20 protein-coding genes and 1 tRNA gene are annotated in these 24,666 nt (G+C 61.6%); 12 read left to right on the forward strand and 9 right to left on the reverse strand.

Annotated elements, in window-relative coordinates; translation table 11 throughout:
• Nucleotides 1-160: 160 nt before the first annotated feature.
• Nucleotides 161-236: transfer RNA gene (locus tag D7D26_RS06950), tRNA-Asn, on the forward strand.
• 72 nt (nucleotides 237-308) lie between these two features.
• Here the strand turns inward: D7D26_RS06950 and D7D26_RS06955 are convergent.
• Together D7D26_RS06955 and D7D26_RS06960 are read right to left on the reverse strand one after the other, a co-directional pair.
• Nucleotides 309-557: a glutaredoxin gene (locus tag D7D26_RS06955; protein ID WP_120372554.1), complete on the reverse strand. Its 249-nt coding sequence runs from the start codon at nucleotides 555-557 to the stop codon at nucleotides 309-311.
• Between the two features lie 217 nt (nucleotides 558-774).
• Nucleotides 775-1,872 carry an A/G-specific adenine glycosylase gene (locus tag D7D26_RS06960; protein ID WP_120372555.1) on the reverse strand — a complete coding sequence of 366 codons (1,098 nt, stop codon included), beginning with the start codon at nucleotides 1,870-1,872 and terminating at the stop codon, nucleotides 775-777.
• Between the two features lie 237 nt (nucleotides 1,873-2,109).
• Here D7D26_RS06960 and hypA point away from each other — a divergent pair, with 237 nt between their 5' ends.
• From hypA to D7D26_RS06990, 6 genes are read left to right on the forward strand one after another with little or no spacing between them, the layout of a single operon-like run.
• Nucleotides 2,110-2,472: a hydrogenase maturation nickel metallochaperone HypA gene (hypA, locus tag D7D26_RS06965; RefSeq protein ID WP_078016243.1), complete on the forward strand. Its 363-nt coding sequence runs from the start codon at nucleotides 2,110-2,112 to the stop codon at nucleotides 2,470-2,472.
• Nucleotides 2,453-3,124 carry a hydrogenase nickel incorporation protein HypB gene (gene hypB / locus D7D26_RS06970; protein ID WP_168170042.1) on the forward strand — a complete coding sequence of 224 codons (672 nt, stop codon included), beginning with the start codon at nucleotides 2,453-2,455 and terminating at the stop codon, nucleotides 3,122-3,124. The genes hypA and hypB overlap by 20 nt, the downstream gene beginning before the upstream one ends.
• 31 nt (nucleotides 3,125-3,155) lie before the next feature.
• Nucleotides 3,156-5,132, forward strand: coding sequence for an ATP-dependent helicase (locus D7D26_RS06975; RefSeq protein ID WP_120372556.1), 1,977 nt, complete (start codon nucleotides 3,156-3,158; stop codon nucleotides 5,130-5,132).
• Complete coding sequence (coaE, locus tag D7D26_RS06980) at nucleotides 5,086-5,697, forward strand: dephospho-CoA kinase (RefSeq protein WP_078016240.1); 612 nt, start codon at nucleotides 5,086-5,088, stop codon at nucleotides 5,695-5,697. Before D7D26_RS06975 ends, coaE begins: the two co-directional genes overlap by 47 nt.
• Before the next feature lie 17 nt (nucleotides 5,698-5,714).
• Nucleotides 5,715-6,350: a site-2 protease family protein gene (locus tag D7D26_RS06985; protein ID WP_078016239.1), complete on the forward strand. Its 636-nt coding sequence runs from the start codon at nucleotides 5,715-5,717 to the stop codon at nucleotides 6,348-6,350.
• A gap of 39 nt (nucleotides 6,351-6,389) precedes the next feature.
• Complete coding sequence (locus D7D26_RS06990; RefSeq protein WP_158606300.1) at nucleotides 6,390-7,451, forward strand: AbrB family transcriptional regulator; 1,062 nt, start codon at nucleotides 6,390-6,392, stop codon at nucleotides 7,449-7,451.
• A 242-nt stretch (nucleotides 7,452-7,693) separates the two neighbouring features.
• On the opposite strand, the gene D7D26_RS07000 is transcribed toward D7D26_RS06990, so the two are convergent.
• The 4 genes from D7D26_RS07000 to D7D26_RS07015 are packed head-to-tail and all read right to left on the reverse strand — an operon-like array spanning nucleotide 7,694 to nucleotide 13,460.
• Complete coding sequence (locus tag D7D26_RS07000; RefSeq protein WP_120372558.1) at nucleotides 7,694-8,119, reverse strand: FKBP-type peptidyl-prolyl cis-trans isomerase; 426 nt, start codon at nucleotides 8,117-8,119, stop codon at nucleotides 7,694-7,696.
• Nucleotides 8,120-8,122: 3 nt separating this feature from the next.
• Nucleotides 8,123-10,060 (reverse strand): ABC-F family ATP-binding cassette domain-containing protein, encoded by a 1,938-nt coding sequence (locus tag D7D26_RS07005; RefSeq protein ID WP_120372559.1) that lies wholly within the window; start codon nucleotides 10,058-10,060, stop codon nucleotides 8,123-8,125.
• Nucleotides 10,057-11,052: a hypothetical protein gene (locus D7D26_RS07010; protein ID WP_120372560.1), complete on the reverse strand. Its 996-nt coding sequence runs from the start codon at nucleotides 11,050-11,052 to the stop codon at nucleotides 10,057-10,059. The genes D7D26_RS07005 and D7D26_RS07010 overlap by 4 nt, the downstream gene beginning before the upstream one ends.
• Before the next feature lie 47 nt (nucleotides 11,053-11,099).
• Nucleotides 11,100-13,460 (reverse strand): aminoacetone oxidase family FAD-binding enzyme, encoded by a 2,361-nt coding sequence (locus D7D26_RS07015; RefSeq protein WP_158606301.1) that lies wholly within the window; start codon nucleotides 13,458-13,460, stop codon nucleotides 11,100-11,102.
• A gap of 141 nt (nucleotides 13,461-13,601) precedes the next feature.
• On the opposite strand from D7D26_RS07015, the gene D7D26_RS07020 reads away from it, so the two are divergent.
• The 3 genes from D7D26_RS07020 to D7D26_RS07030 are packed head-to-tail and all read left to right on the forward strand — an operon-like array spanning nucleotide 13,602 to nucleotide 16,175.
• Nucleotides 13,602-14,195 (forward strand): isochorismatase family protein, encoded by a 594-nt coding sequence (locus D7D26_RS07020; RefSeq protein WP_233543490.1) that lies wholly within the window; start codon nucleotides 13,602-13,604, stop codon nucleotides 14,193-14,195.
• 37 nt (nucleotides 14,196-14,232) lie between these two features.
• Nucleotides 14,233-15,807: a hypothetical protein gene (locus tag D7D26_RS07025; RefSeq protein ID WP_120372562.1), complete on the forward strand. Its 1,575-nt coding sequence runs from the start codon at nucleotides 14,233-14,235 to the stop codon at nucleotides 15,805-15,807.
• 35 nt (nucleotides 15,808-15,842) lie between these two features.
• Nucleotides 15,843-16,175: a YbjQ family protein gene (locus D7D26_RS07030; protein WP_120372563.1), complete on the forward strand. Its 333-nt coding sequence runs from the start codon at nucleotides 15,843-15,845 to the stop codon at nucleotides 16,173-16,175.
• 51 nt (nucleotides 16,176-16,226) lie between these two features.
• Here D7D26_RS07030 and D7D26_RS07035 read toward each other — a convergent pair whose 3' ends face one another.
• The 3 genes from D7D26_RS07035 to D7D26_RS07045 form a co-directional block, all read right to left on the reverse strand.
• Nucleotides 16,227-18,386, reverse strand: a complete 2,160-nt coding sequence (locus tag D7D26_RS07035) for a Tex family protein (RefSeq protein ID WP_120372564.1) — start codon at nucleotides 18,384-18,386, stop codon at nucleotides 16,227-16,229.
• Between the two features lie 139 nt (nucleotides 18,387-18,525).
• On the reverse strand, nucleotides 18,526-20,460 hold the full coding sequence (locus D7D26_RS07040; protein WP_120372565.1) for a TRAP transporter permease: 1,935 nt from the start codon (nucleotides 20,458-20,460) through the stop codon (nucleotides 18,526-18,528).
• A gap of 178 nt (nucleotides 20,461-20,638) precedes the next feature.
• Nucleotides 20,639-21,637, reverse strand: coding sequence for a TAXI family TRAP transporter solute-binding subunit (locus tag D7D26_RS07045; protein WP_120372566.1), 999 nt, complete (start codon nucleotides 21,635-21,637; stop codon nucleotides 20,639-20,641).
• A gap of 329 nt (nucleotides 21,638-21,966) precedes the next feature.
• Here D7D26_RS07045 and D7D26_RS07050 point away from each other — a divergent pair, with 329 nt between their 5' ends.
• Entirely contained in the window at nucleotides 21,967-22,605 is a 639-nt protein-coding gene (locus tag D7D26_RS07050) for an HAD family hydrolase (RefSeq protein WP_158606302.1), read from the forward strand.
• A complete protein-coding gene (locus D7D26_RS07055; protein WP_120372568.1) occupies nucleotides 22,602-24,407 on the forward strand; it encodes a thioredoxin domain-containing protein in 1,806 nt (601 codons plus the stop codon). Before D7D26_RS07050 ends, D7D26_RS07055 begins: the two co-directional genes overlap by 4 nt.
• Nucleotides 24,408-24,666 lie beyond the last annotated feature (259 nt).

The raw sequence follows: 24,666 nt of genomic DNA on the forward strand, positions 1-24,666 counted from the left end.
ATGCAAGCTTCTTTTAATTCAGATTTAATGCAACGGGGTACCGGATGTTGCGTTGCATTTACCTTGAAGAATTTCACACGTTCGCACCGGGCTGCTTTTTTTTATTTGCCTCTTGACACGGAGCGCGTGAAGAGTATAATTTTCCTCATTCTTGATAAATTCCTCGATAGCTCAGTCGGCAGAGCGGGTGACTGTTAATCACTAGGTCGCAGGTTCAAGTCCTGCTCGAGGAGCCAGAAAACCGAAGGCCCTGACGCAAAAAACGTCAGGGCCTTTTCGTATGCGGACCTTTCGGCGTGCGGAAATTTTTACAGTAGCGATTCCCAGTCGAGGGTGAGCGAGCCGTCTTCCTTGATCACGCAGGGAACGCCGACGAAGTGTTCTTGGCGCGCGTCGGCGAAGACTTCTTCCGTGTCGCGCAGTTTGAGAAACTCTTTCAGCGTTTTGATGTCGGCGTCGATGTCGCGGAAATCGACGCCGATGCCGCACGCTTCGTACTCGCGCAGCGCGTCGACGGTGTCGGGACAGTTCATGGTGCCATAGACGGTGACTTTCATGGAAATTTCCTCCTTGGAATGAAATGGATGCGCTTGAACACAGAACGTCGATCTTATACTAATTCTTGATAGAAAGTATTAACATAGTTTTCAGGGCGCTGCGGAGGAGTTCAGTCGCTCGGGACTATTTCGACCGTTGCGCGGTCTGCGCAGCTCGCTTTGTGAATCTCCCCCGCAGCGCCTCTGTATTCGGCATTTTAATTGAGAAATAGTATTATTACCGGACTGGCGGGAAGAGTTCGAGCTGCTTCCGGGCGGATTGCCCGATCGCTTTCTGAACAAGGCGCTTCAACCCGGCCGGCATGGGCAAGCCGGTCAGTTTGTCCGCGGAAACGGCATCGCACCCGGCCGGCGGCTGCGGCATGCGGCAGCTCCACAGATGAAGGCGCACCTGCCAGCGCGTGAACTTCAAAGTCTCTTCCAGCTCAAGGTCGAGACATGGGGCGGTAAGCCGCAGCTCGGCGGTCAGCCGGGAAAGGCAGCTTTCGGCGCTTTCGTCCGCCTCGCCGCGGAGCCATGGAATCTCGTAAAATCCGGACCACAAACCGCCGGCGGGGCGGCGGCGCACGGCGCAGCCATGGGGGACGAGGATCAGCAGCGCCGCGCCGCGGCGCCGCTCGACAACGTTCCGGCGCGCGCCGACGGGGCGCTGCGCCTGCGTGCCGGCCGCCTTGGCGGCGCACAGCCGTCCGACGGGGCACTGCGCGCATTTGCAAGTCGCCCCGGGCGTGCAGACGGTCGCGCCCAGTTCCATGAACGCTTGAGTCAGAATATGCGGCGAACCGAGTTTGAGAATGGCCGCGGCGTGGGCGGCGATCAGCGCCGTCCCCTTGGCCTTGGCGGGGTCTTCGCTCAGATCCAGCAGTCTCGAAAAAACGCGCCTGACGTTGCCGTCGACGGCCGGGACCGGCAAGTCGAAGGCAATGGAGCAGACGGCGCCGACGGTGTACGGTCCCAGACCGGGGAGCGAGCGCAGGAATTCCCGCTCGGCGGGCAGCGTCGTCAGGCCGGCGTCGCGGACGAGCTGCGCGGTTTTGCGGAGGCTGCGGGCGCGGCTGTAATAGCCGAGTCCCTGCCAGCAGGCCAGGACGTCGTCTTCGCTTGCCGAAGCGAGCGACGTCAGCGTGGGGAAGCGCTCCATCCAGCGCGCGTAAAAGCTTTTCACCCGTTCCACCTGAGTCTGCTGGAGCATGGCTTCGGAGACGAGGATGCGGTAGGGATCGCGGTCGAGGCGCCAGGGCAGGTCGCGCTTGTGGGAATTATACCATGCGGTCAGCGCTTCGGCGGCTTCGAGGTGAAACTTTTCGGCGTTCATCGGCGGGGCGCATTCCGCAGGGCGCCCGCGGCGTCGTCCTGCGAAGAAAAAAGTTGGCGGGCGGTGAAATGGCGTTTGAGCACGTGAATGACCTCTGAATAGTTCCGGAATGAAAGCGAAGTACCGCTATTATACCAGCCTCCGCGTTTCGGAGAACGATGATTTGCGACAAAACGCGCCGACGCCGCCATTTTTTTGCTGCCGTGTAGTAGAATAGACGAGTTGGGAGGTGGACTGATGCATGAGTTCTCGCTGGTGAAGGCGGTCATCGATTCCGTCGAGTCTCTGGCGGAGGAGAACGGCTGGAAGAGGATAGAAAAAGTGACGCTGCGCATCGGCGCCATGCGTCAGGTCGTGCCGGAAGTCATGAAATTCGCCTTTGCGGCGGCGTCCCGGGATTCGCGGTTGCAGGGCGCGGAATTGGACATCGAGCCGGTTCCGATCCTCGTCAGCTGTCCGCGCTGCGGCCGCACGTGGGGTGAGGAGCGCATGAGCGTGCTGTGTCCCTTCTGCGGTTCGCCCGACGCGCAGATGGAGCAGGGCATGGAACTGAACATTGATTCGATCGAGGTGGAAGACGATGACGCGAAAAAAAATTGACGTACAGCAGGCCGTCATGGCGGCGGATCTTGGCTATGCGCAGAAAATCAGGGACCTTCTCGCGGAAAAGGGGATCCTGATGGTCAATCTGATCGGTTCGCCCGGCTCCGGCAAAACGATGCTGCTGGAGCGGACCCTGACCGGTCTCGATCTGAAGTGCGCGGTGATCGAAGGCGACGTGGCCACCGACCGCGACGCGCAGCGGATCAGGGCGACCGGCACGCCCAGCGTGCAGATCAACACGAACGGCGGCTGCCATCTGGAAGCGAACTGGGTGGCCGGCACGCTGGAACAGCTGCCGCTCGACGAACTCGACCTGATCTTCGTGGAGAACGTGGGCAACCTGGTCTGCCCCGCCGAGTTCGATATCGGCGAAGACTGCAAGGTGGCCGTCTCCAGCCTGCCCGAGGGTTCCGACAAGCCGCTCAAGTACCCGCTACTTTTCTCCGAAGCGGCCGCCGTGGTGCTGACGAAAATCGATCTGAAACCGTACGTCGATTTCGACGAAACGCTTTACTGGGACGACGTCACGCGGCTCAACCCCAAGGCGCGCCGCCTGCGCCTGTCCAGCCTCAGCGGCGAAGGTTTGGAGTTCTGGATCAAGATGCTGTACGACTGGCGCGAGGCGAAGAAGGCTTGCCGAAGGCCGTGATCGGACGGCGGAGAGCGCATGAGGAAGACAGATGACTGATCCCGAAAAACTGCTGAAGGGGCTGAACGAGGCTCAGCGCGAAGCCGTGACCTTCACGGGGGCGCCGCAGCTCGTGCTGGCCGGGGCGGGAAGCGGCAAGACGCGCGTGCTGACGAGCAAGATCGCCTGGCTGATCGCCGCGCAGGACGTCAAACCGTGGCGCGTGCTGGCGGTGACCTTTACCAACAAGGCGGCGCGGGAAATGAGCGAACGCGTCGAGAAACTGCTGGGCGGTTCGCTGGGCGGCGCGCAGATCTGCACGTTTCACTCGTATGGGCTGAACCTGCTTTTCCGCAACCGCGAACTGCTGCGCGACCGGGGCTACAACCCCAGCTTCGTGATCTACGACCGTTCCGATTCCCTGACGGCCGTCAAACACGTCATGCAGGAACTGAACATCGACACCGAGAAATTCGCGCCCTCGTGGGCGCTGAACAGGATCTCGGAAATCAAATCTTCCGCCGACCCCGCTTCGGTGCAGTTTTCCGCCTACGACAACTTCATGGGCGACGTGTACGAAAAATACTCGCAGGCGCTCAGGGAGCAGGGCGCGTTCGATTTCGACGACCTGATCGCGGTGCCTCTGGCCCTGCTGAAAAGCGATCCCGAACTGCTCGAGCGCGAGCGGGAGCGCCTGCAGTGGGTGCTCGTCGACGAATATCAGGACGTCAACGGCTCGCAGTATCAGATGATGAGGCTGCTCGTCGGCGGTTCGAACAACCTGATGGTCGTGGGCGACCCCGACCAGTCCATCTACGGCTGGCGCGGCGCGAATTACGCCACGATCATGAACTTCGAGCGCGATTTCCCCAACGCCAAGGTGACGCTGCTGGAGCAGAACTACCGTTCCACCGCCATGATCCTCGACGCCTCGAACCGTCTGATCCAGCACAACAAAAACCGCCGCGAGAAAAACCTGCGCACGGACCGAGAAGAAGGCCAGAAAGTCAGCGTCTGGTATCTGCGCGACGAAAAGGCGGAGGCCGAAGCGCTGGCGCGCGAGATCGTCGGCCTCACCGCGGCGTATCATTACGGCGACATCGCCGTCCTCTACCGCATGAACGCCCTCAGCCGCGTGCTCGAACAGGCGCTGATTGAAGCCGGCATTCCGTACCGCATCGTGCGCGGCACCAGCTTCTACGACCGCAAGGAAGTCCGCGACGTCGTCGCGTTCATGCGCCTGGCCGTCAACCCGTGGGATCTCGTGGCCCTGAACCGCGTCGGCAACCTGCCGGCCCGCGCCCTCGGGCCGAAGAGCCTCGAGAAGCTGAGCGCCTGGATGCGGGAAAACGCCAAAGGCGCGGCGGAAGACGTGTGGGGGACCGTGAAAGTGAAAAAAGGCGGCCTGACCGGCAAGGCCGCCGAGGGCGTCGCGCAGCTGGCCGGCCACATGCTGACGCTGCTGGAGCGCCAGCACAGCCTGCCGCTGGCGCTCGATTGGATCCTGAACGGCGTTGGTTACGAGAATCTGCTGATGAAAGCCGAGCCCGCCGATTGGGAAGAGCGCGTGGAAAACGTGCGCGAACTGCTCTCCATCGCGCCGGAAGGAGAAAATCTCGCCGAGGTGCTGGACCAGGTCTCGCTCTACACCGACATGGACACGCAGAACGAAGCGCGCGACGCCGTCAACCTGTCGTCGCTTCACGCCGCCAAGGGGCTCGAATTCCCCGTCGTCTTCATGACCGGCATGGAGGAGGGGATCTTTCCCCACAGCCGCAGTTCCGACAGCCAGGAAGAACTGGAAGAGGAACGCCGTCTCTGCTACGTCGGCATGACGCGCGCCGAGGAAAGGCTCTACATGAGCGGCGCGCGTCAGCGCCGTCTGTTCGGGGCCGTGCTGCGGGAGGGCTTCTCGCGCTTCCTGGCGGAACTGCCCGACGAGTGTACGGAAGTCTTCGAGCAGAAGGAGGAACCCGAACGTTATGGCTACGGTCGTTATCGCCCTTACCGGCGAGCCGGGCGCTGGTAAGTCCACGGCGGCGCAGTGGTTCCGCGCCCGCGGCGCCGCGCTGCTGGACGCCGACGGGATCGTCCGCGGGCTCTGGGACGGCGGCGAACTGCCCCAAAAGGCGCGCGCCCGCTGGGGAGGATCGGTGTTCGGCGCCGACGGGAAGATCGACAGAAAAGCGGTCTCGGCGCGGGTCTTTGCCGACGAGGAGGAATACCGCTGGCTCTGCCGCGCCACCCACCCCGTCGTTTTGTCCAGGATGGAGGCGGCTCTGCCGGAAGAAGGCGTCGTCGTGGCCGAGATCCCCATGCTGTTCGAGGCGGGACGTCCCGACTGGGTGGACAAAGTGCTGTTCATGGCCGCCGCCCCGCGGCTCCGCGCGGAGCGCAACCGCTCCCGCGGGCTCGACGAGACCGAACTGGCGCGGCGGGAACGGTTCTTTATGGACCGCGAGCGGCGCATGGCGCTGTCCGACTGGGTGCTCTGCAACGACGGTTCCGTGGAGAATCTGGAGGCGCAATTGGAAAAAATCTGGCGGGAAATCCAAGCTCTGCGATCCCGCCGCGAAGCGCAAACTGACTGTTGAAAAGGTGAATCCGCATCATGAATCGATTCTTTGCCGAAGCCGGACGGGAATTTATTTCCCTGCTGCCGGCCGTGCCCGCGATCCTGTGGGCCATTTCGTTCCACGAGTTTTGCCATGGCTGGGTCGCGCTGCGCTGCGGCGATCCTACGGCGAAAGACGCCGGGCGCTTGACCCTGAACCCCATGGCGCATTTCGACCTGTGGGGAGCTCTGTGCATGTTTCTGTTCCACTTTGGCTGGGCGCGTCCCGTGCCGATCGACCCCTACAATTTCAGACGCCCGCGCCGCGACCTGTTCCTCGTCTCCGTCGCGGGAGTCGCGGGCAACATCCTCACCGCCGTCGCCGCCGGACTGGCGATCCGCGGGCTGATCCGTTTTTCCCCCGCGGCGCTTTTCGGCAATTACGGCCTGCAGCAGGTGCTGATCGCTTTCGTAACGATCAACCTGAACTTCGCCGTGTTCAATCTGATCCCGGTGCCGCCGCTCGACGGTTCCAAACTGCTGGCCCTCGTCCTGCCGCGGACGGCCCGTCCCGCGTTCGAGTGGCTCGATCGTTACAGCCTGCCGGTGCTGCTGGCCCTGATCTACCTCGGCGTCGTCGGGCGCCTTATGTCCCCGGCCGTCCGCTGGGGGCTGCGTCTGATCCTGGGCTAGACGCAAGGCGGCGTGCTGCGGAAGGATCGGAGGCTGATGATGGAAATTCTCGCTCGCTCGGCAGGGACCGCCGCGCTTTTCGCCGTCGGCTGCGCGGGGGCCCGCGGCGCAAAAAAGATGGGCTGGCCTGCCGCGGCCATGCTCGGTTCGCTGTTCCTGCTGGGGCTTCTCAACCTGTCGGGGCTCCGGCTGCCCTTTTATCAGGCGCCGGTGTCCTTCGTTTCCAAGGTCTTGAGCGGCGTTATCCTCGGACAGCGGATCGACCGCCATATGGCGAACGCGGTCGGGAAGATGCTTTTTCCCGTCTCGCTGGCGTCGTGTTGGATGGTCATGGCTTCCGTTGCGACCGGCGTGCTGCTGTTCGCCTTCGCCGGCGGCAGACTCTCGCTGATGACCTGTCTGGCTTCCTCGGCGGCCGGCGGCATCGCGGAAATGTCGATCTTCGCCATGTCCGCCGGCGCCGACGTGGGCATCGTGGCTTTCTTTCAGTCCGTGCGAATCATCGTGCTTTACGTGACGCTGCCGTTTTCCACGGCCTGGCTGGCGCGCCGCGCGTCCGGCGCCGTCCTGCCGAAAGCGCCGGCGGCGGGCGCGGCAACGAGAGCCTCCTTTTCGCCCGGCGAGATTGCCCGCTTCGCGGCCGTCACTGGCGCGCTGGCGCTGCTTTTCGAGGCGGCGCATTTTCCGTCGGCGTACATGATCGGGGCTATGTGCGGAGCCGGCGCCATGAATCTTCGCTCGGGGAAGGTGATGACCCTCCCGCCGTGGCTGCGCAGTGCCGCTCAGATCTGTCTGAGCATGACCATCAGCGTGGGCCTGTCGCCGAGCACGATTCACCTGGCGAGGGAACTCTTCTTCCCGCTGGCGTTTTCCGTGGCGCTGATTCAGGCCCTTTCCTTCCTGCTCGCCTGGATCATGCACCGCCTCACCCGCTGGGACGCGATGACCTCCGTGCTTGCCACCTGCCCCGGCGGCCTCAGCCAAGTGGTGTTCTTTGCGGAGGATCTGCGCGCCGACCCGCTGATCGTCGGCGTCTTCCACGCCGTGCGCATGATCTCCATCGTCGTCTGCGTGCCTCTGATCGCGCGGCTCTTTGCCTGATACTATTTCTCAATCAAAAGGCCGGACGTAAGGGCGCGGCGAGGGAGTTCAGTCGCTCGGAACTCCCTCGCCGCGCCCAGTAAATTATGATAATGCGTTTTATCAAGAAAGAGTATGAGTCGTGTACGAAAAAAAATGACCTGCGCTGAAGCGACGGCGGAGGTCATTTTTTTATCTGCGTTCATGCTGGATTTTTCATTTCATCCTGATTTTCGATGACGTCTTTTCGGTGAAAACCGGTATCAGAGAATCTCCACGACGGTAACCTCGAAGTTCAGTTCCTTGCCGGCCAGGGAATGGTTGGCGTCGAGCGTGACGGAACCGTCGTCTTTGACCGCGGTGACGGTGACGGGGCAGCGTCCCATCTGAAGCTGATCGCCGACGTGCGGCGTGTAGCCTTTGGGCATGCGGTTCGCTTCGACGGTGACGAGCATGTCGTCGCGGCGCCGGCCGTAGGCTTCTTCGGGAGCGAGCTTGAGGTTTTTCGTTTCGCCGACGGCCATGCCCTCGACGCCCTTGTCGAAGCCGGCGATCATCTGGCCGGCGCCGACGATGAACTCCAGCGGCGGACGCTTATTGAGCACGGAAGAATCGAAAACGGAACCGTCGTTCAACGTTCCTGTGTAGTGCACGCGGATCTTGTCGCCTTTTCTTACGGTCTGAGACATGACTCATTCTCCCTTTTCTATTTTTTCGATGATTTCCATCAGTTCTTCCCAGCGGCTCGTCGCGGCCTCGAGTTCCGCGCCGGCGTCCGCAAGGTCTTTCATGAGGGCCTGGACTCTGACGGAATCCGACAGCACTTCCGGCCGGCAGAGCTCTCGTTCGTCCTCCTTTTTGCGCTTTTCCAGGCCGTCGATGCGCTCTTCCAGCGCGGCGAGTTCGTCCGCGTAAACTTTTTTACGGCGGTAGATTTCGTTGCGCCGCTGCGCTTCTTCGCGCTTTTGGTCGCGTTCGCCGCCGCGGCGTTTCACATCGGGGCCGGCGTGAGGAGCATCTTGCGCGAGCGACGCCTGGCGCTGCTCGATGAAACGGCTGTAGTTGCCGGCGTAGTCGTACAGGGCTCCGTCGCGCAGTTCCCAAACGCGCTGCGCGAGCTGGTTCAGGAAATAGCGGTCGTGCGAGACGATCAGCAGCGTGCCGTCGTAGGCGAGCAGAGCCTGCTGAAAAAGCTCCCGCGTGGTCATGTCGAGGTGGTTGGTCGGTTCGTCGAGGATCAGGAAGTTCGACGGGTTCATGAGGATCTTGACGAGGGAAAGGCGCGACTTCTCGCCGCCGGAAAGCACGTTGACGGGCTTGTGAATGTCGTCGCCGCTGAACAGGAACGAGCCGAGCAGAGCGCGTTTTTCCGCCTCGGACATATCCATGTTGAGCGGATAAATTTCCTGCCAGACGGTGCGGTCGTAGTTCAGATTTTCAGCGCTCTCCTGCGAGAAAAACGCGGGCAGCACGTGGTAGCCGGTTTCGCAGCTTCCGGAAGTGGGGCGCTCTTTGCCTGAAATGAGGCGCGAAAGCGTGGATTTGCCGGCGCCGTTCGCGCCGACGAGGGCGATTTTCTGCCCTCGTTCGACGGTCGCGTTGAGGCGCTCAAAGACGCGGTGCGTTCCGTAGGCCATGCCGAGATCGGTCAGCGTCAGGACGATATGCCCGCTGGGCGGGCAGGGCGGAAATTTCAGCGTCACGCGACGGGCCGCCGTTTCCGTCCGGATGATCTGGATCTTTTCAAGCGTCTTGACGCGGCTTTGCACCTGCGCGGCCTTTGTGGCTTTGTAGCGGAAGCGTTCGATGAATTCTTTCGTCCTGGCGATCTCCTCTTTTTGGCGGGCGGCGGCCTGCTCGAGCTGGGCTTTCCGCTCTTCCGAAGCGCGCAGATAATCGGAGAAGTTGCCCTTGTAAACGCGGATCCTGCCGGAATGGAGCTCGGCGATGCTTTTCATGACCTTGTCCATAAAGACGCGGTCATGGGAAATGGCCACGAGCGTGCCGCGATAGTCGGAAAGCCAGTTTTCCAGCCATTCCATGCTTTCCGTGTCGAGGTGGTTGGTCGGTTCGTCGAGGAGCAGGATGTCGGGGCGCGACAGCAGCAGCCCGGCCAGCGTGACGCGCATCTTCCAGCCGCCTGAGAACTCGCCGCAGGGCCTGGCGTCGTCGCCGTCATGAAACCCCAGCCCGTGCAGCGCCTTGCGCGACAGCGCTTCAAAAGAATAGCCGCCGAGGTTTTCATAGGCGGCGGCCGCTTCATCGTGGAGCTTCATCAGACGGACATGTTCGCTTTCAGGCGCGGCGGCGAGCTCTTCGGAACATTGTTTGAGCCGTTTCTCCGCCGCCGTAATGCCGGTACGGTCTTTGAGGTACTGCATCAGCGTGACATCGGGAAGCTCCGCCAGATCCTGGGGCAGGTAACCGACCGTTGCGGAAAGAGGGGAGACGGCGATGCCGCCGCTGTCGGCGGTCACTTGCCCGACCATGGCGCGCAGCAGCGTGGTTTTGCCGACGCCGTTGGGGCCGACGAGTCCCGTCCGGCTTCCGGTGTCGATCTGCCAGTTCAGGCCATCGAAAATTTTCCGGCCGCCGGCAAAGGTCAGATTGAGGTCTCTGATCTGTATCATGGCGACGGACGCCCGTCTTTTCCCGTGGATTTCAGGATGAGCCGGCGGCGGATTTCATCGGCGCGGAGTTCAAGCTGCTTTTCCATATCCTGTTTCAGGGCCTCGAGCGCGCGCCGGTGATCGTCGTTGAGCTGTTCGATCTGATAGTGGGCGCGGTTGAGTTCGTGCGCTTTGTCTTCGAGAACGTTTTTCAGGGCTTCCATCTGCGACTGATACTGCTGTCCCGTTTGCAGCTGGATCAGCGACAGCTTGCGCTCGTACTCGCGCTGCTGGTCGGCAAAGCGGCGCTCCAGTTCGGAAGCGGCCGCTTCGCGACGGGCCAGATCGTTCTGCAGCTTTTCCAGCTGCTGTTTCTGTTCGCGTTTACTGCGCGCCAGTTCCTCCAGCGCCGCATTTTTTTCGTGCTCGGCGATGCTGCCCAGGGACTGGGTCCTGGCGACGGTTTCGGCGGCGCTGCGGGCGCGGTCTTCCGCGATCTGAACGCTTTCGTGCAGAGCCACTTTCTCCTGCTCGTACTTCAGAGTCAGCGCGTCGACTTCCGTTTTGTGTTTGCGGACGGCTCTGACCGCTTCGGTATTCAGCTCTTCGATGCGAGCGCGAAGGTGAGCGGCTTCTTCTTTCGCGGTCCGCAGCTGGCTTTCGGCTTCTTCGATGCGGCGGGCGTCGACGCGGTAAATGGAAACCTGCTCCTTGAGCTGCTTTATTTCGAGCTTCAGCGAGGCTTCGCTGCGGCGCGCTTCGGAAAGCTCCATCTGAGCGTCCATAAGATTTTTTCGGAGCGTTTCCAGTTCGTTCTCCCTTTCGTCGAGCCGCTTGCGGAGCGCAATCGTTTCGCGGGCGTTCTGCTCTTTTTCGTTGAGCAGAAGGTCTTTCTGGCGTTCGGCGGTTCGAAATATCTGCTTGCCGAACGTTTCGATCTGCGCGAGAGCCCGGCGGAACGCTTCTTCCTCAGGGATGGGATCGACGGCGCTTGTGTCAATTTGTTCCTGCATACGGCTGGCCTTCCTGTTGAGAGATGGATGGTATTGCGTTTTTCGCTTTATCGTTCGCGGTCTTTCCTGAAACGGGAGAAACTGGCGAATTTTCGCGGACGCGGTTTGGAAACGCCCTGCTCGTTGCGGGGCGGTCTGCTTTCATGATGGAGATCCCTTTCCCGGATCCGGTCTTCGTCGAACGGCCGTGCGCCGTGAAAGGGGCGCTCCTGAGGATTGCGTCCGGCATGAAAGTCGCGGTCGGTATGGCTCCGGCGATTGTCGTAAGGACGCTCCGAACGGCCGGCGTACGAAACTCGTTCGTTGCCGAAGCCGCGCTCGTAGAATCCGCGGCGTTCCCGGCCGTCAGGCCCATAGGAGCGTTGGGGAGCGTCGGAGAAACGGGGACGCCGCTCCTGATCGTGCGGACGCCAGTCCCGTGGAGGCGAATCGGAGCGCCTCTGATATTCGGAACCTTCGCTGCGGAAATTTTCTCGGAACGGACGCGGACCGCTCGGCCGTTCGAAGGCGCGGCGTTCGTCGCGCTCTCCGAAGTCGGGGCGGTCGAAGGGGCGTCGTTCCGGGCGTCGGGATCTTTCTTCGGACGCCGCTTCGTGAAAGCGGTGCGATTCCGAAAACCCCTCGCGGCCGCCCCTATCGTAGCTGTCGTAGGGCTGGTGGCGGTATTCCCGGTGCGGCCCCTCGCCGCGATCGTTTTCGAACGGCCGCCGCTGTCTTTCGAACGGGCGGTCTTTGTCCCGACGGAAGGAGCGGCGCTCTTCTGAAAAACGCGGGCGTTCGGCGAAATCCCGGCGCTCCCCGAAATCTCTGTCCTCCCGGTACGTCTTTTGGGGACGGTCCGGACGGTCGGCAGGCCGGAAAGGACGCCTCTCGCGGTGACGGTCTTCGGAAGAAGGCCGCTCAAAAGAAGGCCGGCGGTCCTTTCCGGAACTGAATTCGCCGCCGCCGGCGTCCCCCTTTGTCTGTTCGGACGTTTGCCGCCTGCGGGGGGCTCTCCAGCCGCAGAACTCTTTGTCGTCGGTGGGGCCGGTTTTGATCGTCATGTCTTCGGTTTTCTCCTCCTTGAATTTCTGCCGCTCCGCTTTGGAGATTTCATACCTGTGGCTGCGCGCCGCTTCCATCTGTCTGACGATGTCCTCGTCGGTGGGCTTTTTGAACCCCAGCGCTTCGGCGGCCGCGCTCCCGGCGGTGAAGCCGGTGCTCCAGCATTCCTGAAGGTTGTAGCCGCCGGTCGGCCCGTCGACGTCGATCATCTCGCCGGCGAAGTAGAGGTTGGGGACGAGCTTCGAGGCCATGGTCTCCGGCTCGATCTCGTCGGTGCTCACGCCGCCGCTGGTGACGATGGCGTGCCTGAACCCAAGAAGTTCCGTGGGCGTGACGACGAAATCCTTGATCGTGTTCCTGAGCGCGAGCCGCTCGTCGGCCGTGGTCTCGCCGCAGGGCTTCCCCATGTCGAGCTTGGCCATTTTGAGCACTTCGGGGATGATCTGCGCGGGCAGCATTTTTCTCAGCGCAAAGCGCAGCGCGTCGCCGCCGAATTCCCGGAAATCGCGTTCGATGCGCGCGTCGAGACGTTCCGGCTCGAGCGCCGGTTTGAGGTCGATATGGACGGTCGTGCGGCCCGTCTGGCGCAGGCAGTTCCCCACGCCGGCGGCCAGGTCCATGACGATGGCGCCGGAAATGCCGAACGGCGTGAAATCCATCTCTCCGAAGCGTTCGTCCACGGTTTCGCCGTTGTGGCGGACCGTGACGCGCACGTTTTTGAGCTTCAGACCGGACAGCCGATCGTCGAAGCGTTCCACGACCTTGATCGGGCACAGCGCCGGCGTCGTCTCGACGATCTCGTGGCCGGCCTTGCGGGCCCAGCGGTAGCCGTCGCCGGTGGAACCCGTGTGGGGGAAAGATAGCCCCCCCGTCGCGAGGATGAAGGCGCGCCCTTCGATTTCCTCGCGTCCCGTGGTGACGCGGCGGACTGTGCCGCCGAGAATGTCGAGAGAGCGAACTTCTATCCCGCGCAGCACCTGGACGCCGCCGTCCTTCAGGGCGGTCCACAGCGCGTTGACGACCGACGAAGCGTCCTGCCCCTCGCGGGGATAGAGGCGATGCCCGCGTTCGTGCGTCGACACTACGCCGCGGCGCAGAAAAAACGCGGCGGTTTCCTTGGCGCCGAACGTGCGGAGCGCCGGCAGCAAAAATTCCCCGCCGCGGCGATAATCTTTCGATAAAAGTTCCGGATCCTCCTGATCGTGGGCAAAGTTGCAGCGTCCCCGGCCGGTGATCATCAATTTGCGCCCCAGCTCGCGGTTCTTTTCGAGCAGAACCGTGCGGGCGCCGTATTGTGCGGCGCGGGCCGCCGCCATCATCCCGGCCGGACCGCCGCCGACAACGACAACGTCAAATGTGCTCATCAGTAAATCTCCTTCGGCTTTTTGCGCCAGACGCATGAATGTTTTAATACTATCACGACAACCCTTTTTTGTGTGATGTTATAATATGAACGTTTCGATCTCTTTCTGCGAAGCTGTTTTTTCGAACGAAGACTTTTCGGGATGCATTTTATGGAGGTGCTCTGCATGAAAAAAACGGCGCTTTTTATTATCGACGTTCAGAATGACTTCTGTGAAAATGGCGCTTTGGCGGTCCCGGACGGCAACGCGGTCGTCCCGGTGTGCAACCGGCTGATCCAGATGGCCGCCGAACGCGGCTGCCCGGTGTTGGCCAGCCGCGACTGGCATCCTGCCAATCATTGCAGCTTCAAGGACTGCGGCGGTTCCTGGCCGATGCACTGCGTGGCCGGGCAGGACGGGGCGGAGTTCCATCCCGATCTGCAGCTGCCGGTGGACGTGATGGTCTTCAACAAGGGAACGGACGCGAACGCCGAAGCCTATTCGGCGTTCGACGGCACGCAGGCCGCCGGCGTGCTCCATGACGCGGGCATCGAGCGTCTGATCATCTGCGGGCTGGCGACGGATTATTGTGTCAAGGCCAGCGTCCTCGACGCGCTGCAGGCGGGGTTCGACGTGCTGGTGGTCAGCGACGGCTGCCGCGCCGTCAACGTGAATCCGGACGACGGCGAAAAGGCTTTCGCCGAGATGGAAGCCGCCGGAGCGACGATCCTGCCTCTTGCCAAGGTCGAATTCTGATGCTCCCGGAGTGAGCGAGCGCCTGGGGCGGTGTGAAATGTGCAAAAAACTTCTCGGTCTCGTCGCGGCGGCCGCCGTTTTTCTGGGCATGCGCGGACGGCTCCCGGCGGCCGTTCAGAAATACGAAAAAGACGCGATCGCGTACGACGAGACGGTGCTCTTTCAGGACGCCGAAACTCGCCGGCGCTTCCTCGATGAAATCGAATCGTCGTTCCTTGAAGATTACGACGCGCTCTGGCAGCGCGAGGGGATGAGCGCCAGGCTGACGGCGGCGGCGGACCGCGTTTTTGCGGACAGCTTATCGGGCGGCCGGCTGACGGGCGCCCTTCAGGTCGCCATGGATCTGAACGGCGTTGTCCAGAGGATCCAGGACAAAATCCCCGAGACGTTCCGCGGCGATTACGAGCGTTTCCTTGCGATCGTGGAAGATTCTTTCACCGACGCGTATCTGGATCGCCTTTCGGCGTATGACCAGGCGCTGCTGGCCTCGCGGGTGGGAGCTCTCGTCAACGCCCCGTCGGTGCGGATCTTTTTCGAGGAACAGGTGCGCCGCGCCGCCGCCCAGAGCCGCGCCGTCCTCGGCGAATCCCTGACGAAGGAGATCCGGGGGCGCCCCGAGCTTTCCCTGGCCGGTTCCGCCGCTTTTCTGGGCATGATGCTGGGACGCAAGCTCCTGCGCCGCACGCTGGGAAGAAAAGCGCTGTCCGTTTTCGGCAAGGGGCTGGGCCGGAAAGTTCTCATGGCCGCCACCGGAGTCGGCGCGCTGTTGACGGTGAGCTGGGCGCTTTATGACGTCGGCTCCTTTGCGGTGGAAGTCTGGGAATCGCCGGCGAGACTTCGCGAGACTCTGCTCGTTCGCTACGACGGCTATTACCGAACGGAAGCGCCGCGAATTTACTGGCAGACGCTGAGAAAGGGCGTCCGCTCCGAACTCGACGAGATCCAGGGGCGCATGGCCCGCCGCGACGAAGACACGAAGGCCATTCTTGCCTCTTCGACGTTCCGCCGCATGACCGAGCGCATGTCCGAAGCCGAACAGAAGAATTTTATCGACCGCCTGATCAGCGTCAGGCCGCTCGACGGTTCCCTGAGCTACAGCTCGATCGTGGAGAATTTCGGCCGGTTTCTCGTCGAAAGCGAAGCGGAGGACATCGCCGCTTTCAGGGAGATTTTGGCGCAAGGAGACACGCTGCTGGCCCGTCAGTGGTTCGCCGTCGCGGGGAAAGAATATTTTTCTCTTTTCCGAAATCTGCCCCGGCTCGTCTGGGACAAATATTTTCCCGATGCGGCTTCGCTGCAGACGCTCAGATGGCTCGCGCTTCGTCCCAGGACGGTGCGGGAAGCGGCGGCGCAGCTTCCCGCCGACAGCGTGCAGTGGCTCATGAGCGAAGTGCCGCCGGCGCAGGCGGAGCGTTTTTTCGCCGCCGGGAAGACGCCCGGCGAGATCGGTCGGGAGATCGAGCGGATGAAATCCCTGCCCAAGGCGGCGCGCATTCCATGGCAGAGCGGCGTGGCCTATCTGCTGCACAGGGCGGAAAACTATGCGCTCTTCGCGGGGATCGCTCTGGCGCTGCTGGCCGCTGCCTGGCTTTACAAAAAATATCTGCGCTGACGCCGCGTCGGCTTATCGGGGAGAGATGACGGACGATGGATAAAAAAGAGATCGCTCTTTCCACGGGGACCATTCCGCCGCCGGGCGTCGTGGAGCTCGGGCTCGTGACCGGCAGCTGCGTGGTCAGCACCTCGATCTTCGGCGACGCGTTGGCGGCCGTCAGGAACATGTCGGTGGGCGGCGAGCTGAAACAATACACCGAGCTGCTGCGGACGAGCACCGAAAAAGCCATGGAGCGGCTTGGCGAAAAAGCTTTCGAGAAAGGGGCCGACGGGGTTTACGCGATCCAGTTCATGACGCCGCAGGTCGCCGGCGGCGCCGCCGAAGTCGTCGCGGTCGGCACCGCTTATAAGTTCGATGACAAATAACGAAGAGGCCGTCTCGCCGAACGGGGGAGACGGCCTCTTCGTTTGCCGGATTTATTTGACCGCGCTTTTTTCGCGGGCGGCTTTTTTGCCGAGTTCCATGCGCAGGGAGATCCTGCGCCGTTTGACGTCCACGTCGATGACGTAGACCTCCACCGCCATGCCGGGATGAAGCACGGTGGAAATGTCCTTCACGTAGCGTCCCATCTGGCTGACGTGGACGAGCCCGTCCTGATGCACGCCGATGTTGACGAACGCGCCGAAGGCCGTGACGTTGGAGACGATGCCCGGCAGTTTCATGCCCGGCTCGAGGTCGGTCAGTTCGCGCACGTTGGGATCGAAGGAAAAGATCTCCAACGCGCTGCGGGGGTCGCGCCCGGGTTTTTCCAGTTCGGAGAGGATGTCCTCGAGCGTCGGCAGGCCGACCTCGTCGGTGACGTAGCGGTTCAAGTCGATCTTGCCGCGCAGGTCTTTGGCGGCGATCAGGTCGGCGACGGCGCAGTTCTGGTCCGCGGCGATGGCGTCGACGACGCCGTAATTCTCGGGATGGACCGCGCTGGCGTCGAGCGGATTCTCGGCGTCGCGGATGCGCAAAAAGCCGGCGGCCTGCTGGTAGGCTTTGGGCCCCAGACGGGGAACTTTCAGCACGTCCTGGCGCCGCCTGAAGGGCCCCTCGCTTTCGCGGAATTTCACGACGTTGTCGGCCAGCGACGGCGTCAGGCCGGAAACGTAGGACAACAGTTTGGCGCTGGCGGTGTTCAGATCGACGCCGACGGCGTTGACGCACGAGACGACGGTATCGTCCAGGGCGTTTTTGAGCTGCTTTTGATCGACGTCGTGCTGGTACTGACCGACGCCGATCGATTTGGGATCGATCTTCACGAGTTCCGCCAGAGGATCCATAAGGCGGCGCCCGATCGAAACGGCGCCGCGGACCGTCACGTCCTGGTCGGGGAATTCCCTGCGGGCCAGTTCCGAAGCCGAATAGACGGAAGCGCCGCTTTCGCTGACGACGATGATGGGGATGTCCAGATCGAGGCCGCGCAGGAACTCTTCCGTTTCCCGGCTGGCCGTGCCGTTGCCGACGGCGACCGCGTCGGGCTTGAAACGCGCGGCCAGCGCGCGGATGGTTTCGCCAGCCTGAACGTACTGGGCGTCGGAGCGCTGGATGAAAATGACCGTGTGGTGCAGCAGATCGCCTTTCGAATCGAGGCAGACGACCTTGCACCCCGTTCTGATTCCCGGATCGATAGCCATAATGGGGCGGGCGCCGAAGGGCGAGGCCATCAGCAACTCGCGGAGATTGCGGGCGAAAATGGCGATGGCGTCGGTGTCGGCGCGCTTTTTCAGCGTGCTGCGGGCCTCCGTTTCCATGGAAGGCGCCAGCAGACGGCGATAGCCGTCGGTGACGGCCGCTTCGACTTGCCTGGAATCTTCGCCGCTTCCCGTGACGTAACGCGCGTAAAGTTTTTCCAGCGCCAGCTTTTCCTCGGGGCGGATCGAGAAGGTGAGGTAGCCCTCCTTTTCCCCGCGCATCACCGCCAGCAGGCGATGGGAAGGAACGCGCAGGAGCGGCTCTTTCCAGTCGAAATAATCGGCGTACGTCGCCGCTTCCGCTTCCTCTTTCTTTTTTTCGACGACCGAGGAAGCGCAGACGCCGAAGCGGACAAAGATCACGCGCATGTCCTGGCGGACCGCCGGATTTTCGCTGACGTTTTCGGCGATGATGTCGCGCGCGCCGGCCAGAGCGGCCTCGGCGTCGGCGATCCCTTTTTCCTCGTTCACATAGCGTGCGGCCAGTTCCTGCGGGTCGCGCCCCTTTTGTTCCAGCAGGGCGTCGGCCAGCGGCTGGAGCCCCGCTTCACGGGCGGCCGAAGCGCGCGTCCGGCGCTTGGGACGGAAAGGAAGATAGACGTCTTCCAGAGCGGTCATCGTCGCAGCGGCGTCGATCGTCTTTTTCAGCTCTTCCGTAAGGATGCCGCGCTCGGTCAGCGAACCCAGAATCGCCTCGCGCCGTTTTTCGAGTTCTTCGATTCGGGCCAGTCCGTCGCGGATCGCGGCGATCGCGACTTCGTCGAGGGAACCGGTTTTTTCCTTGCGATAGCGGGCGATGAAAGGGACTGTGCACCCTTCTGCGAGAAGTTCGGCGACGGCGCCGACGCCGCTGACGGGAAGTTTCAATTCCTGGGCGATCCGCCCTGTGTAATCGGCCATATAATGAAGAACTCCTTTCGATGTACTGTACGGAACTGCCAAAGCCACCGCATATCTTACCTAAAGCCGGCTTCGATGTCCATGCCTCGCGAACAAAAAACAAGCCCCGCGCACAACGGGGCTTTGAAGGAAATTTTCGTTAAAGCGCGGAAGACGCTTTTTTACCGGCGGAAAACTTCTGACAGAAAGTGTACAGCACGAAAATCGCCACGGTTCCGCCGAGAGAGATCAGAGAACTCTTCCACATGGAGGCCAGCCCGAAGGCCGCGAAAAGGACGCGGCTCCACATCGGGATCTTGCCGCCGCAATAACCGGTAAAACTGAAACCGATGCCGAACACCAGCGCGACGCCGCTGATAACGGAGATGAGGTTGTGCGTCCAGTCGAGCTGAAGCAGCAGCCCGCCGTCGTAACAGAACGCAAAGGGAATGACGAAAGCCAAAAATCCCAGCCGGCAGGCGGCCCACCCCGTCTTGTTGGGCGAATCCTCGGCGATGGACGCCGCGGCGTACGCGGCAAGGGCGACGGGAGGCGTGATGTTGGAGATGATCGCATAATAGAACACGAACATGTGGGCGGCGATGCTGTTGAAGTGAAGCTGACCAAGCGCCGGAACGCTCAATGACGCCGCGAGAATGTAGGCGCTCGTCGTCGGCAGTCCCATGCCGAGGATCAGACAGACCACGGCGATCAGCAGCAGCGTGAGCACGGGAATGCCGTGGGACGCCGAAAGGACCGCGCTGACGATTTTCGGCCCGATGCCGGAAAGTGCCACGGCCCCGAGGACGAAACCGGCCGAAGCGCAGGCGGTGCAGACCACGGGGATCCCTTTGGCTCCGTCATGAATGGCGCGCAGGATGCCCTTTGGCCCCATGCGCCGTTTGGGATTGGGCAGCGACACGCCCCAGGCTAAAACGATGCCGGCGATGGCGGCATACATGGGCGTGTAACCGTCGAGGAGCAGATAGACGAGAAGAACGATGGGCGACATCATGTAGGCGCGTTTCAGCACGCTCCTTTTCTCGGGCAGCTCCTCGGGCGGCAGCCCCTTGAGACCGTCGCGCTTGGCGGTCAGGTGGACCATGACGAGGACGGCGGCATAGTAAAGCAGCGCCGGAAGGATCGCGGCGACGACGATGCGGCTGAAAGGAACGTTGAGAAACGACGCCATCACGAAGGCGCCGGCTCCCATGACCGGCGGCATGATCTGCCCGCCGGAACTTGCCACCGCTTCGACCGCGCCCGAGAAGTAAGGTTTGTAGCCGATGCGCTTCATGAGAGGAATGGTGAACGTCCCCGTGCCGTACACGTTGGCGACGGCGGAACCGGAGATCGAACCGAAAAGACAGGAACTGACGACGGCGATTTTGGCGGGACCGCCGGCCTGAGTCCCCGTAAAGGCCTGGGCGAATTCCATGAAATATTCGCCGACGCCGCTGTTCTCGAGAAAACCGCCGAAGATCAGGAAGATCATCACCAGCGTCGCCGAAACGCCCAGCGAGGACGAGTAAATGCCCTCGTCGGTCAGGTACATCTCCTCGATCAAAAGTTTGAAGGCGCCCGAGAACCAGTCGCGGAAATTGGCGAGAGTGAAATTGCCCAGCGTTCCGCTCTGCGCGGCGATGTCGGTCATCATGTAATACATGCAGTAGCCCATAAAAGCGAGCGAGACGAGAATGATGGGAAGCCCCACGGCGCGGCGGGTCGCTTCGATCAAAGCGAGGACGACGATCGTGCCGAGGATCAGCTGGATCGCCGTGATCTCATCGACGCCGATCATGCGCTCGACGATCATGTTGTAGTTGAGCATGATATAGATGCCGGGAACGGCGGAAACAACGGCGAAGCACCAGTCGTACCATGGCACGGTCGTCTGGGGCTGCGCCGATTTTTTGTTTTCGAACATGGGATAGACGACGAAGACCATCGGCAGGACCCATGTGAGGTGAATCGCTCTTTGAAGGTACGCTTCAAAAGCTCCGAAAACCGCGGTATAAAGATGAAAGATCCCCATCGCCAGTACATAAAGCCATAGGCCTTTCGCGACGACTCCATCGAGTTTTCTTTTTGTCATCGACCATCATCCTCTTTCTGTCGGCGGCGCGATCCCGCCACGCTGCGGGCGTGGGATTCCGCGGGAAAATACAGAAGAAGGCAGGCCTGGAGCCTGCCTTCTTGGGGATTTTCCCGTTCGCGCTTCGATATTTTCTTTGAGACGATTTACGGCGCGCTCCCAAGCGAGGCCCGCTCCCTTATTGAACTTTGCCGCTGGCCTCGTTCCAGAATTTCACGGCGCCGGGATGAGACTCGAGCCCCTTGGCGGGGATGGCCGTCTTGGGATCGAGCTCGGCGATGTCCTTCACGCCCTTGGCCAGCATCTCCACGTTGCTGTACATGGACTTGCAGAGATCGTAAACGACCTGATCGTCGAGATCGCCGCGCACCACGATGCTGGTGTAGTCGCCGACGACTTTGACCGGCTCGGCGCTGGCGGGAACCGACTTGTAGATGCCGGGATCGATCAGGAAGGTGACGGTGCCGATCGCTTCGCCGACCTTGTCCAGCGCTTCCTGGCTCATGCCGAGCAGGACGACGTCGGTGGTGCTTTCGATCTGCATGACGATCGCGGCGACCTTGCCGACGGAGAAGGCGAACACGTCAAGGTGATTGTCCGCGATCAGATCCGCGCCGCCCGAATAGGAGGCGTACTCGACCGTGCCGCCCCATTCCTTGAACGCTTTGCGGTAGTCGATGCCGAATCCGGATTCGAAAACGTTCTTGACGACGAATTCGGATCCCGTGCCCGTCTTCAGTGTGGCAAAGCGGAAGGCGAGCTTCTTGTTGACCAGATCGTCGACGGTCTTGATGCCGTTCTTCTCGGCGAAGTCCTTGCGGGCGATGAAGTAGGTGTATTGAGTGTACAGGTTGGCAAGGAGCTTGGCGTTGTCGCTTTTCGTTTTGAACGTGCCGAGGTCGGTGCCCTTCTGGGCCACGGCGATCATGGAAGTGTTGGAGAAGCCGAGATCGCCTTTTCTCATGTGCGCGTTGATGATGTTGGCGACGGCGCCGCCCGTGACGCTGGTGGTGGGCATGACCTCCTTGCTCCAGAGATCGGCCAGCTCGCCCCCCAGAGCGAACCAGTTGCCGCCCGGAGGTCCCGCCATAAACTTGAGCTGCGACGGCGTGTCAGCCCAGGCAGCGCCCCCCCAGAGTGCGGAAAGAACGACACACAACGCCAATAATTTTTTCATTCACACAGACCTCCTCATTGTATTTTTATTCATACGGGATTCTCTTGCATAACTAAGCGTGGAAAGCGATGAATCCTCGAACGCCCCTCATGCGCAACACGCGGATCTCCGTACTTTCCAAAGTATACTAGCGCTCTGGGATTTGTGTCAAGAAGCAATTTTTCAATATGTATTTTTAATTTTTCGCTCCGATGCCTTTCGCGGGAAACCAATGAGAGGCAATTATCCCGGCGAGCGAAAAAACTCCGCGGATGGTACAATGGAGAGCGTTTGAAACGGCGGCATAAATTCGGCGTTCTATCGCCGGTGGGAAAAGGAGGCGAGGCCCTTTGCTGCGGGGCATTGTATTTGATTTCGATCTGACGCTGGTGGACAGCGCCGGAGGAATTTGCGCAAACTTAAACGCTCTGGCCGCGGAGAAAAAGCTGCGGCGCCTGCAGCTTGCCGAAGTGCGCCGGACGATCGGCTGGGCGCTGGCCGACGCGATGCGGTCTTTTTGGGGAGACGGCCCCATAGAGGAGGAATGGCTGCCGCGCTACCGTTCGTTTTTTGAGGAACGAAATTACGCCGGCGTCGTGCCTTTTCCGGAGACGGTGCCGGCGCTCGAAAAGCTGCGCTCGCGCGGAGCGCTGCTGGGGATCGCCACAAACCGTCTGACCCCGTTGGGAATCGTGCGGGCGGCGGGGCTGGATACGCTCTGTCCGATCATTGTCGGGATCGAAGGATTCAGCCCCAAGCCCGATCCGGCAATCGTTCTGGAGGCGCTGTGGCGCATGGGGCTGAAAGCCGCTGAGGGCGTTTACGTCGGCGATACGGATATCGACATGAAAACGGCGGTCAATGCCGGAGTCACCAGCGTCGGCGTGACGACCGGCAATCATGGCGCATCAGCGCTGAAAGAAAGCGGCGCTTCGCATGTCATCGAGGATCTCAGCGAGCTGCCGGAGCTGTGGGAGGAGATACGATGAGTCGGAGGAGCGCCAATCCTTGGGTGAGACGGATGGGAGAAGGATCCGTCGAGTGGAAACCGTGGGACGCTGAAACGCTCCGGCGTGCCGCGTCCCTGGACCGTCCGCTCTGCCTGTGCCTGACCAACAACGGCAGCCGCTGGAGCCACATGATGAGGGCCAATTTCGAAGAACCCGAGATCATCAGAATGCTCAACAACGACTTCATTCCCGTGCTGGCCGACAGCGACGACGTGCCTCATCTCGCGCTGGCCGCCCGCGCCATGGCGCAGATCATGCTCGGCCACGCCGGCTGGCCGCTGTTCATTTTCATGACTCCGGGGAAAAAACCGATCTTTGCTTGCTCGTATCTGCCCAAACAAAGCGAGATCCCCGAAAACCCGGGACTGCTCGAGGTCCTGCGGCGCATCAAGTGGCTGTGGCTGATGAAACGGCCGCAGATCGACGAAGCGTCCGCCAGTTACGGTGCCCAGCTCGAAGAAGCGCTTTCGCCGTATACGGCGCCGCTCCAAGAGGGGCTCGAGGCGAGGGCCGCCGAGCAGCTGCTCGCGGAAATGGACCTCCCAAACGGCGGCTGGGGGACGGCCCCGAAATTTCCCCAGGCCCCGAAACTGCTTTTGTGTTCCTACCTCGGGCGGAAAAACGAAAAGCTCCGCGCCCATTTTGGCCGCTCCCTGGCGGCGCTGTTCAGGGAAGGCCTGTACGATCATCTTGATGCCGGATTTCACGACTACTGTTGCGATCGGGAATGGCAGATCCCTTATCTGGGCAAGCATCTTGCCCAGAACGCGGCCGTCCTGGAAGTGTTTATCGAGGCCCTGAGGGAAGCTCCCAGTCCCATCTACCGCAGAGTCGTCGAGGACAGCGTCGCTCTGCTGAGGCGCACCTTGAGCGAAGAAAACGGGCTGCTGTGTTCCGGGGACGACGTCCGCGATATGGGCGCCGTCGATCGCTACTATTTGTGGAGCAAAGATGAAATCGACGGGCTTCTTCACGAAGGCTCGGACGCCTTCTGCCGCGTCTATGGGGTCACTCCCGAAGGGAATTACAGCGATCCGCTGACGCAGAAAAAGACCGGCGGAAATGTTTTGCGTCTCTCTGCCATGCCTGAAAGCGATGAACAGGCTCTCGAGCTTTGGGAAAAGACCGAGAGCGCGCGGAGGATCCTGAGGGAATGCCGTTCGCGCCGTAAGAGCCCGGAAAAGGAAGCGCGCATTTCGGTGAGGGCCAACGCCTGTTTTGCGGCCGTGCTTGCGCAGGCTTCCGACGTCTTGGGACGGAAAGAGTATCAGGCGCAGGCCGAGGAGATCATGAAGAGCCTGTCGACCGTGGCGGTTTCACGGAACGACCTGTGCCATACGCTTTACGACGGCCTTCGCGACGGCGAAGGCGGGCTGGAAGATTATGCGTCGTTTATATGGGCGAGCCTGAAGGTGTATCGTGCGTCGGGCTCCGCGTCATGGCTTGAGGCCGCCGAAAAGTGGAGCGCGCGGGCCGATGAACTTTTTGGGGCTCGCGGGGCAATGCGCCTTGTCCGGGAGGGGACTCTCGAGATCCTGCCGGCGTGGGATGCCGGCGACGATTTTTTGCCCTCGGGAAACGGCATGATGGTGAACAATCTGCTCGAACTTTATCGCGCCACCGCAGACGAACGATGGCTGACGCGCGCGCGGAGTATTGTCGATGCTTTTGGCGGAGCGCTCAACGAATATCCGGCGGCGTGCGCCTCGCTCACGCTGGGAGCTTTGAGGCTGAAGGAGCTGCTTCGGAGGAAAGCGGCTCATAAGAGTCCTGTTGTGTGAACGCCTCGCAGCGAAGGGCGCTTCAGAAATGGCGCCGAAACGGCGTTCGCGTAATTTCCCCGGCACGCCTTCTTGGGGACATGGCGGACATTTCTGCCCGCCGGCGGAAGCGCAAAAATCTTTTCCGTGGTAGAATACTCAGCGTTGCTCCTCCATGCGCCGGATGATAAAAACAGAAAAGGCACGCTCTGTGCGCAAATGAAAATGGAGAAGTTCCCGGTTCCCGTCTCTTTCGGACAGGGGCCGGGATTCTTTCGTT

This window comes from Pyramidobacter sp. CG50-2, assembly GCF_003612005.1.
GTDB lineage: Bacteria > Synergistota > Synergistia > Synergistales > Dethiosulfovibrionaceae > Pyramidobacter.

What these genes read in the sequence shown, in the direction of transcription:
- D7D26_RS07055 (WP_120372568.1), top strand. Translation starts at nt 22,602, where the DNA reads ATGAGTCGGAGGAGCGCCAATCCTTGGGTGAGACGGATGGGAGAAGGA.
- hypB (WP_168170042.1), top strand. Translation starts at nt 2,453, where the DNA reads ATGACGCGAAAAAAAATTGACGTACAGCAGGCCGTCATGGCGGCGGAT.
- D7D26_RS06975 (WP_120372556.1), top strand. Translation starts at nt 3,156, where the DNA reads ATGACTGATCCCGAAAAACTGCTGAAGGGGCTGAACGAGGCTCAGCGC.
- D7D26_RS07045 (WP_120372566.1), bottom strand. Translation starts at nt 21,637, where the DNA reads ATGAAAAAATTATTGGCGTTGTGTGTCGTTCTTTCCGCACTCTGGGGG.
- D7D26_RS06990 (WP_158606300.1), top strand. Translation starts at nt 6,390, where the DNA reads ATGGAAATTCTCGCTCGCTCGGCAGGGACCGCCGCGCTTTTCGCCGTC.
- D7D26_RS07025 (WP_120372562.1), top strand. Translation starts at nt 14,233, where the DNA reads ATGTGCAAAAAACTTCTCGGTCTCGTCGCGGCGGCCGCCGTTTTTCTG.
- D7D26_RS06985 (WP_078016239.1), top strand. Translation starts at nt 5,715, where the DNA reads ATGAATCGATTCTTTGCCGAAGCCGGACGGGAATTTATTTCCCTGCTG.
- D7D26_RS06960 (WP_120372555.1), bottom strand. Translation starts at nt 1,872, where the DNA reads ATGAACGCCGAAAAGTTTCACCTCGAAGCCGCCGAAGCGCTGACCGCA.
- D7D26_RS07000 (WP_120372558.1), bottom strand. Translation starts at nt 8,119, where the DNA reads ATGTCTCAGACCGTAAGAAAAGGCGACAAGATCCGCGTGCACTACACA.
- D7D26_RS07020 (WP_233543490.1), top strand. Translation starts at nt 13,602, where the DNA reads ATGCATTTTATGGAGGTGCTCTGCATGAAAAAAACGGCGCTTTTTATT.
- D7D26_RS07040 (WP_120372565.1), bottom strand. Translation starts at nt 20,460, where the DNA reads ATGACAAAAAGAAAACTCGATGGAGTCGTCGCGAAAGGCCTATGGCTT.
- hypA (WP_078016243.1), top strand. Translation starts at nt 2,110, where the DNA reads ATGCATGAGTTCTCGCTGGTGAAGGCGGTCATCGATTCCGTCGAGTCT.
- D7D26_RS06955 (WP_120372554.1), bottom strand. Translation starts at nt 557, where the DNA reads ATGAAAGTCACCGTCTATGGCACCATGAACTGTCCCGACACCGTCGAC.
- D7D26_RS07010 (WP_120372560.1), bottom strand. Translation starts at nt 11,052, where the DNA reads ATGCAGGAACAAATTGACACAAGCGCCGTCGATCCCATCCCTGAGGAA.
- D7D26_RS07030 (WP_120372563.1), top strand. Translation starts at nt 15,843, where the DNA reads ATGGATAAAAAAGAGATCGCTCTTTCCACGGGGACCATTCCGCCGCCG.
- D7D26_RS07035 (WP_120372564.1), bottom strand. Translation starts at nt 18,386, where the DNA reads ATGGCCGATTACACAGGGCGGATCGCCCAGGAATTGAAACTTCCCGTC.
- D7D26_RS07015 (WP_158606301.1), bottom strand. Translation starts at nt 13,460, where the DNA reads ATGAGCACATTTGACGTTGTCGTTGTCGGCGGCGGTCCGGCCGGGATG.
- coaE (WP_078016240.1), top strand. Translation starts at nt 5,086, where the DNA reads ATGGCTACGGTCGTTATCGCCCTTACCGGCGAGCCGGGCGCTGGTAAG.
- D7D26_RS07005 (WP_120372559.1), bottom strand. Translation starts at nt 10,060, where the DNA reads ATGATACAGATCAGAGACCTCAATCTGACCTTTGCCGGCGGCCGGAAA.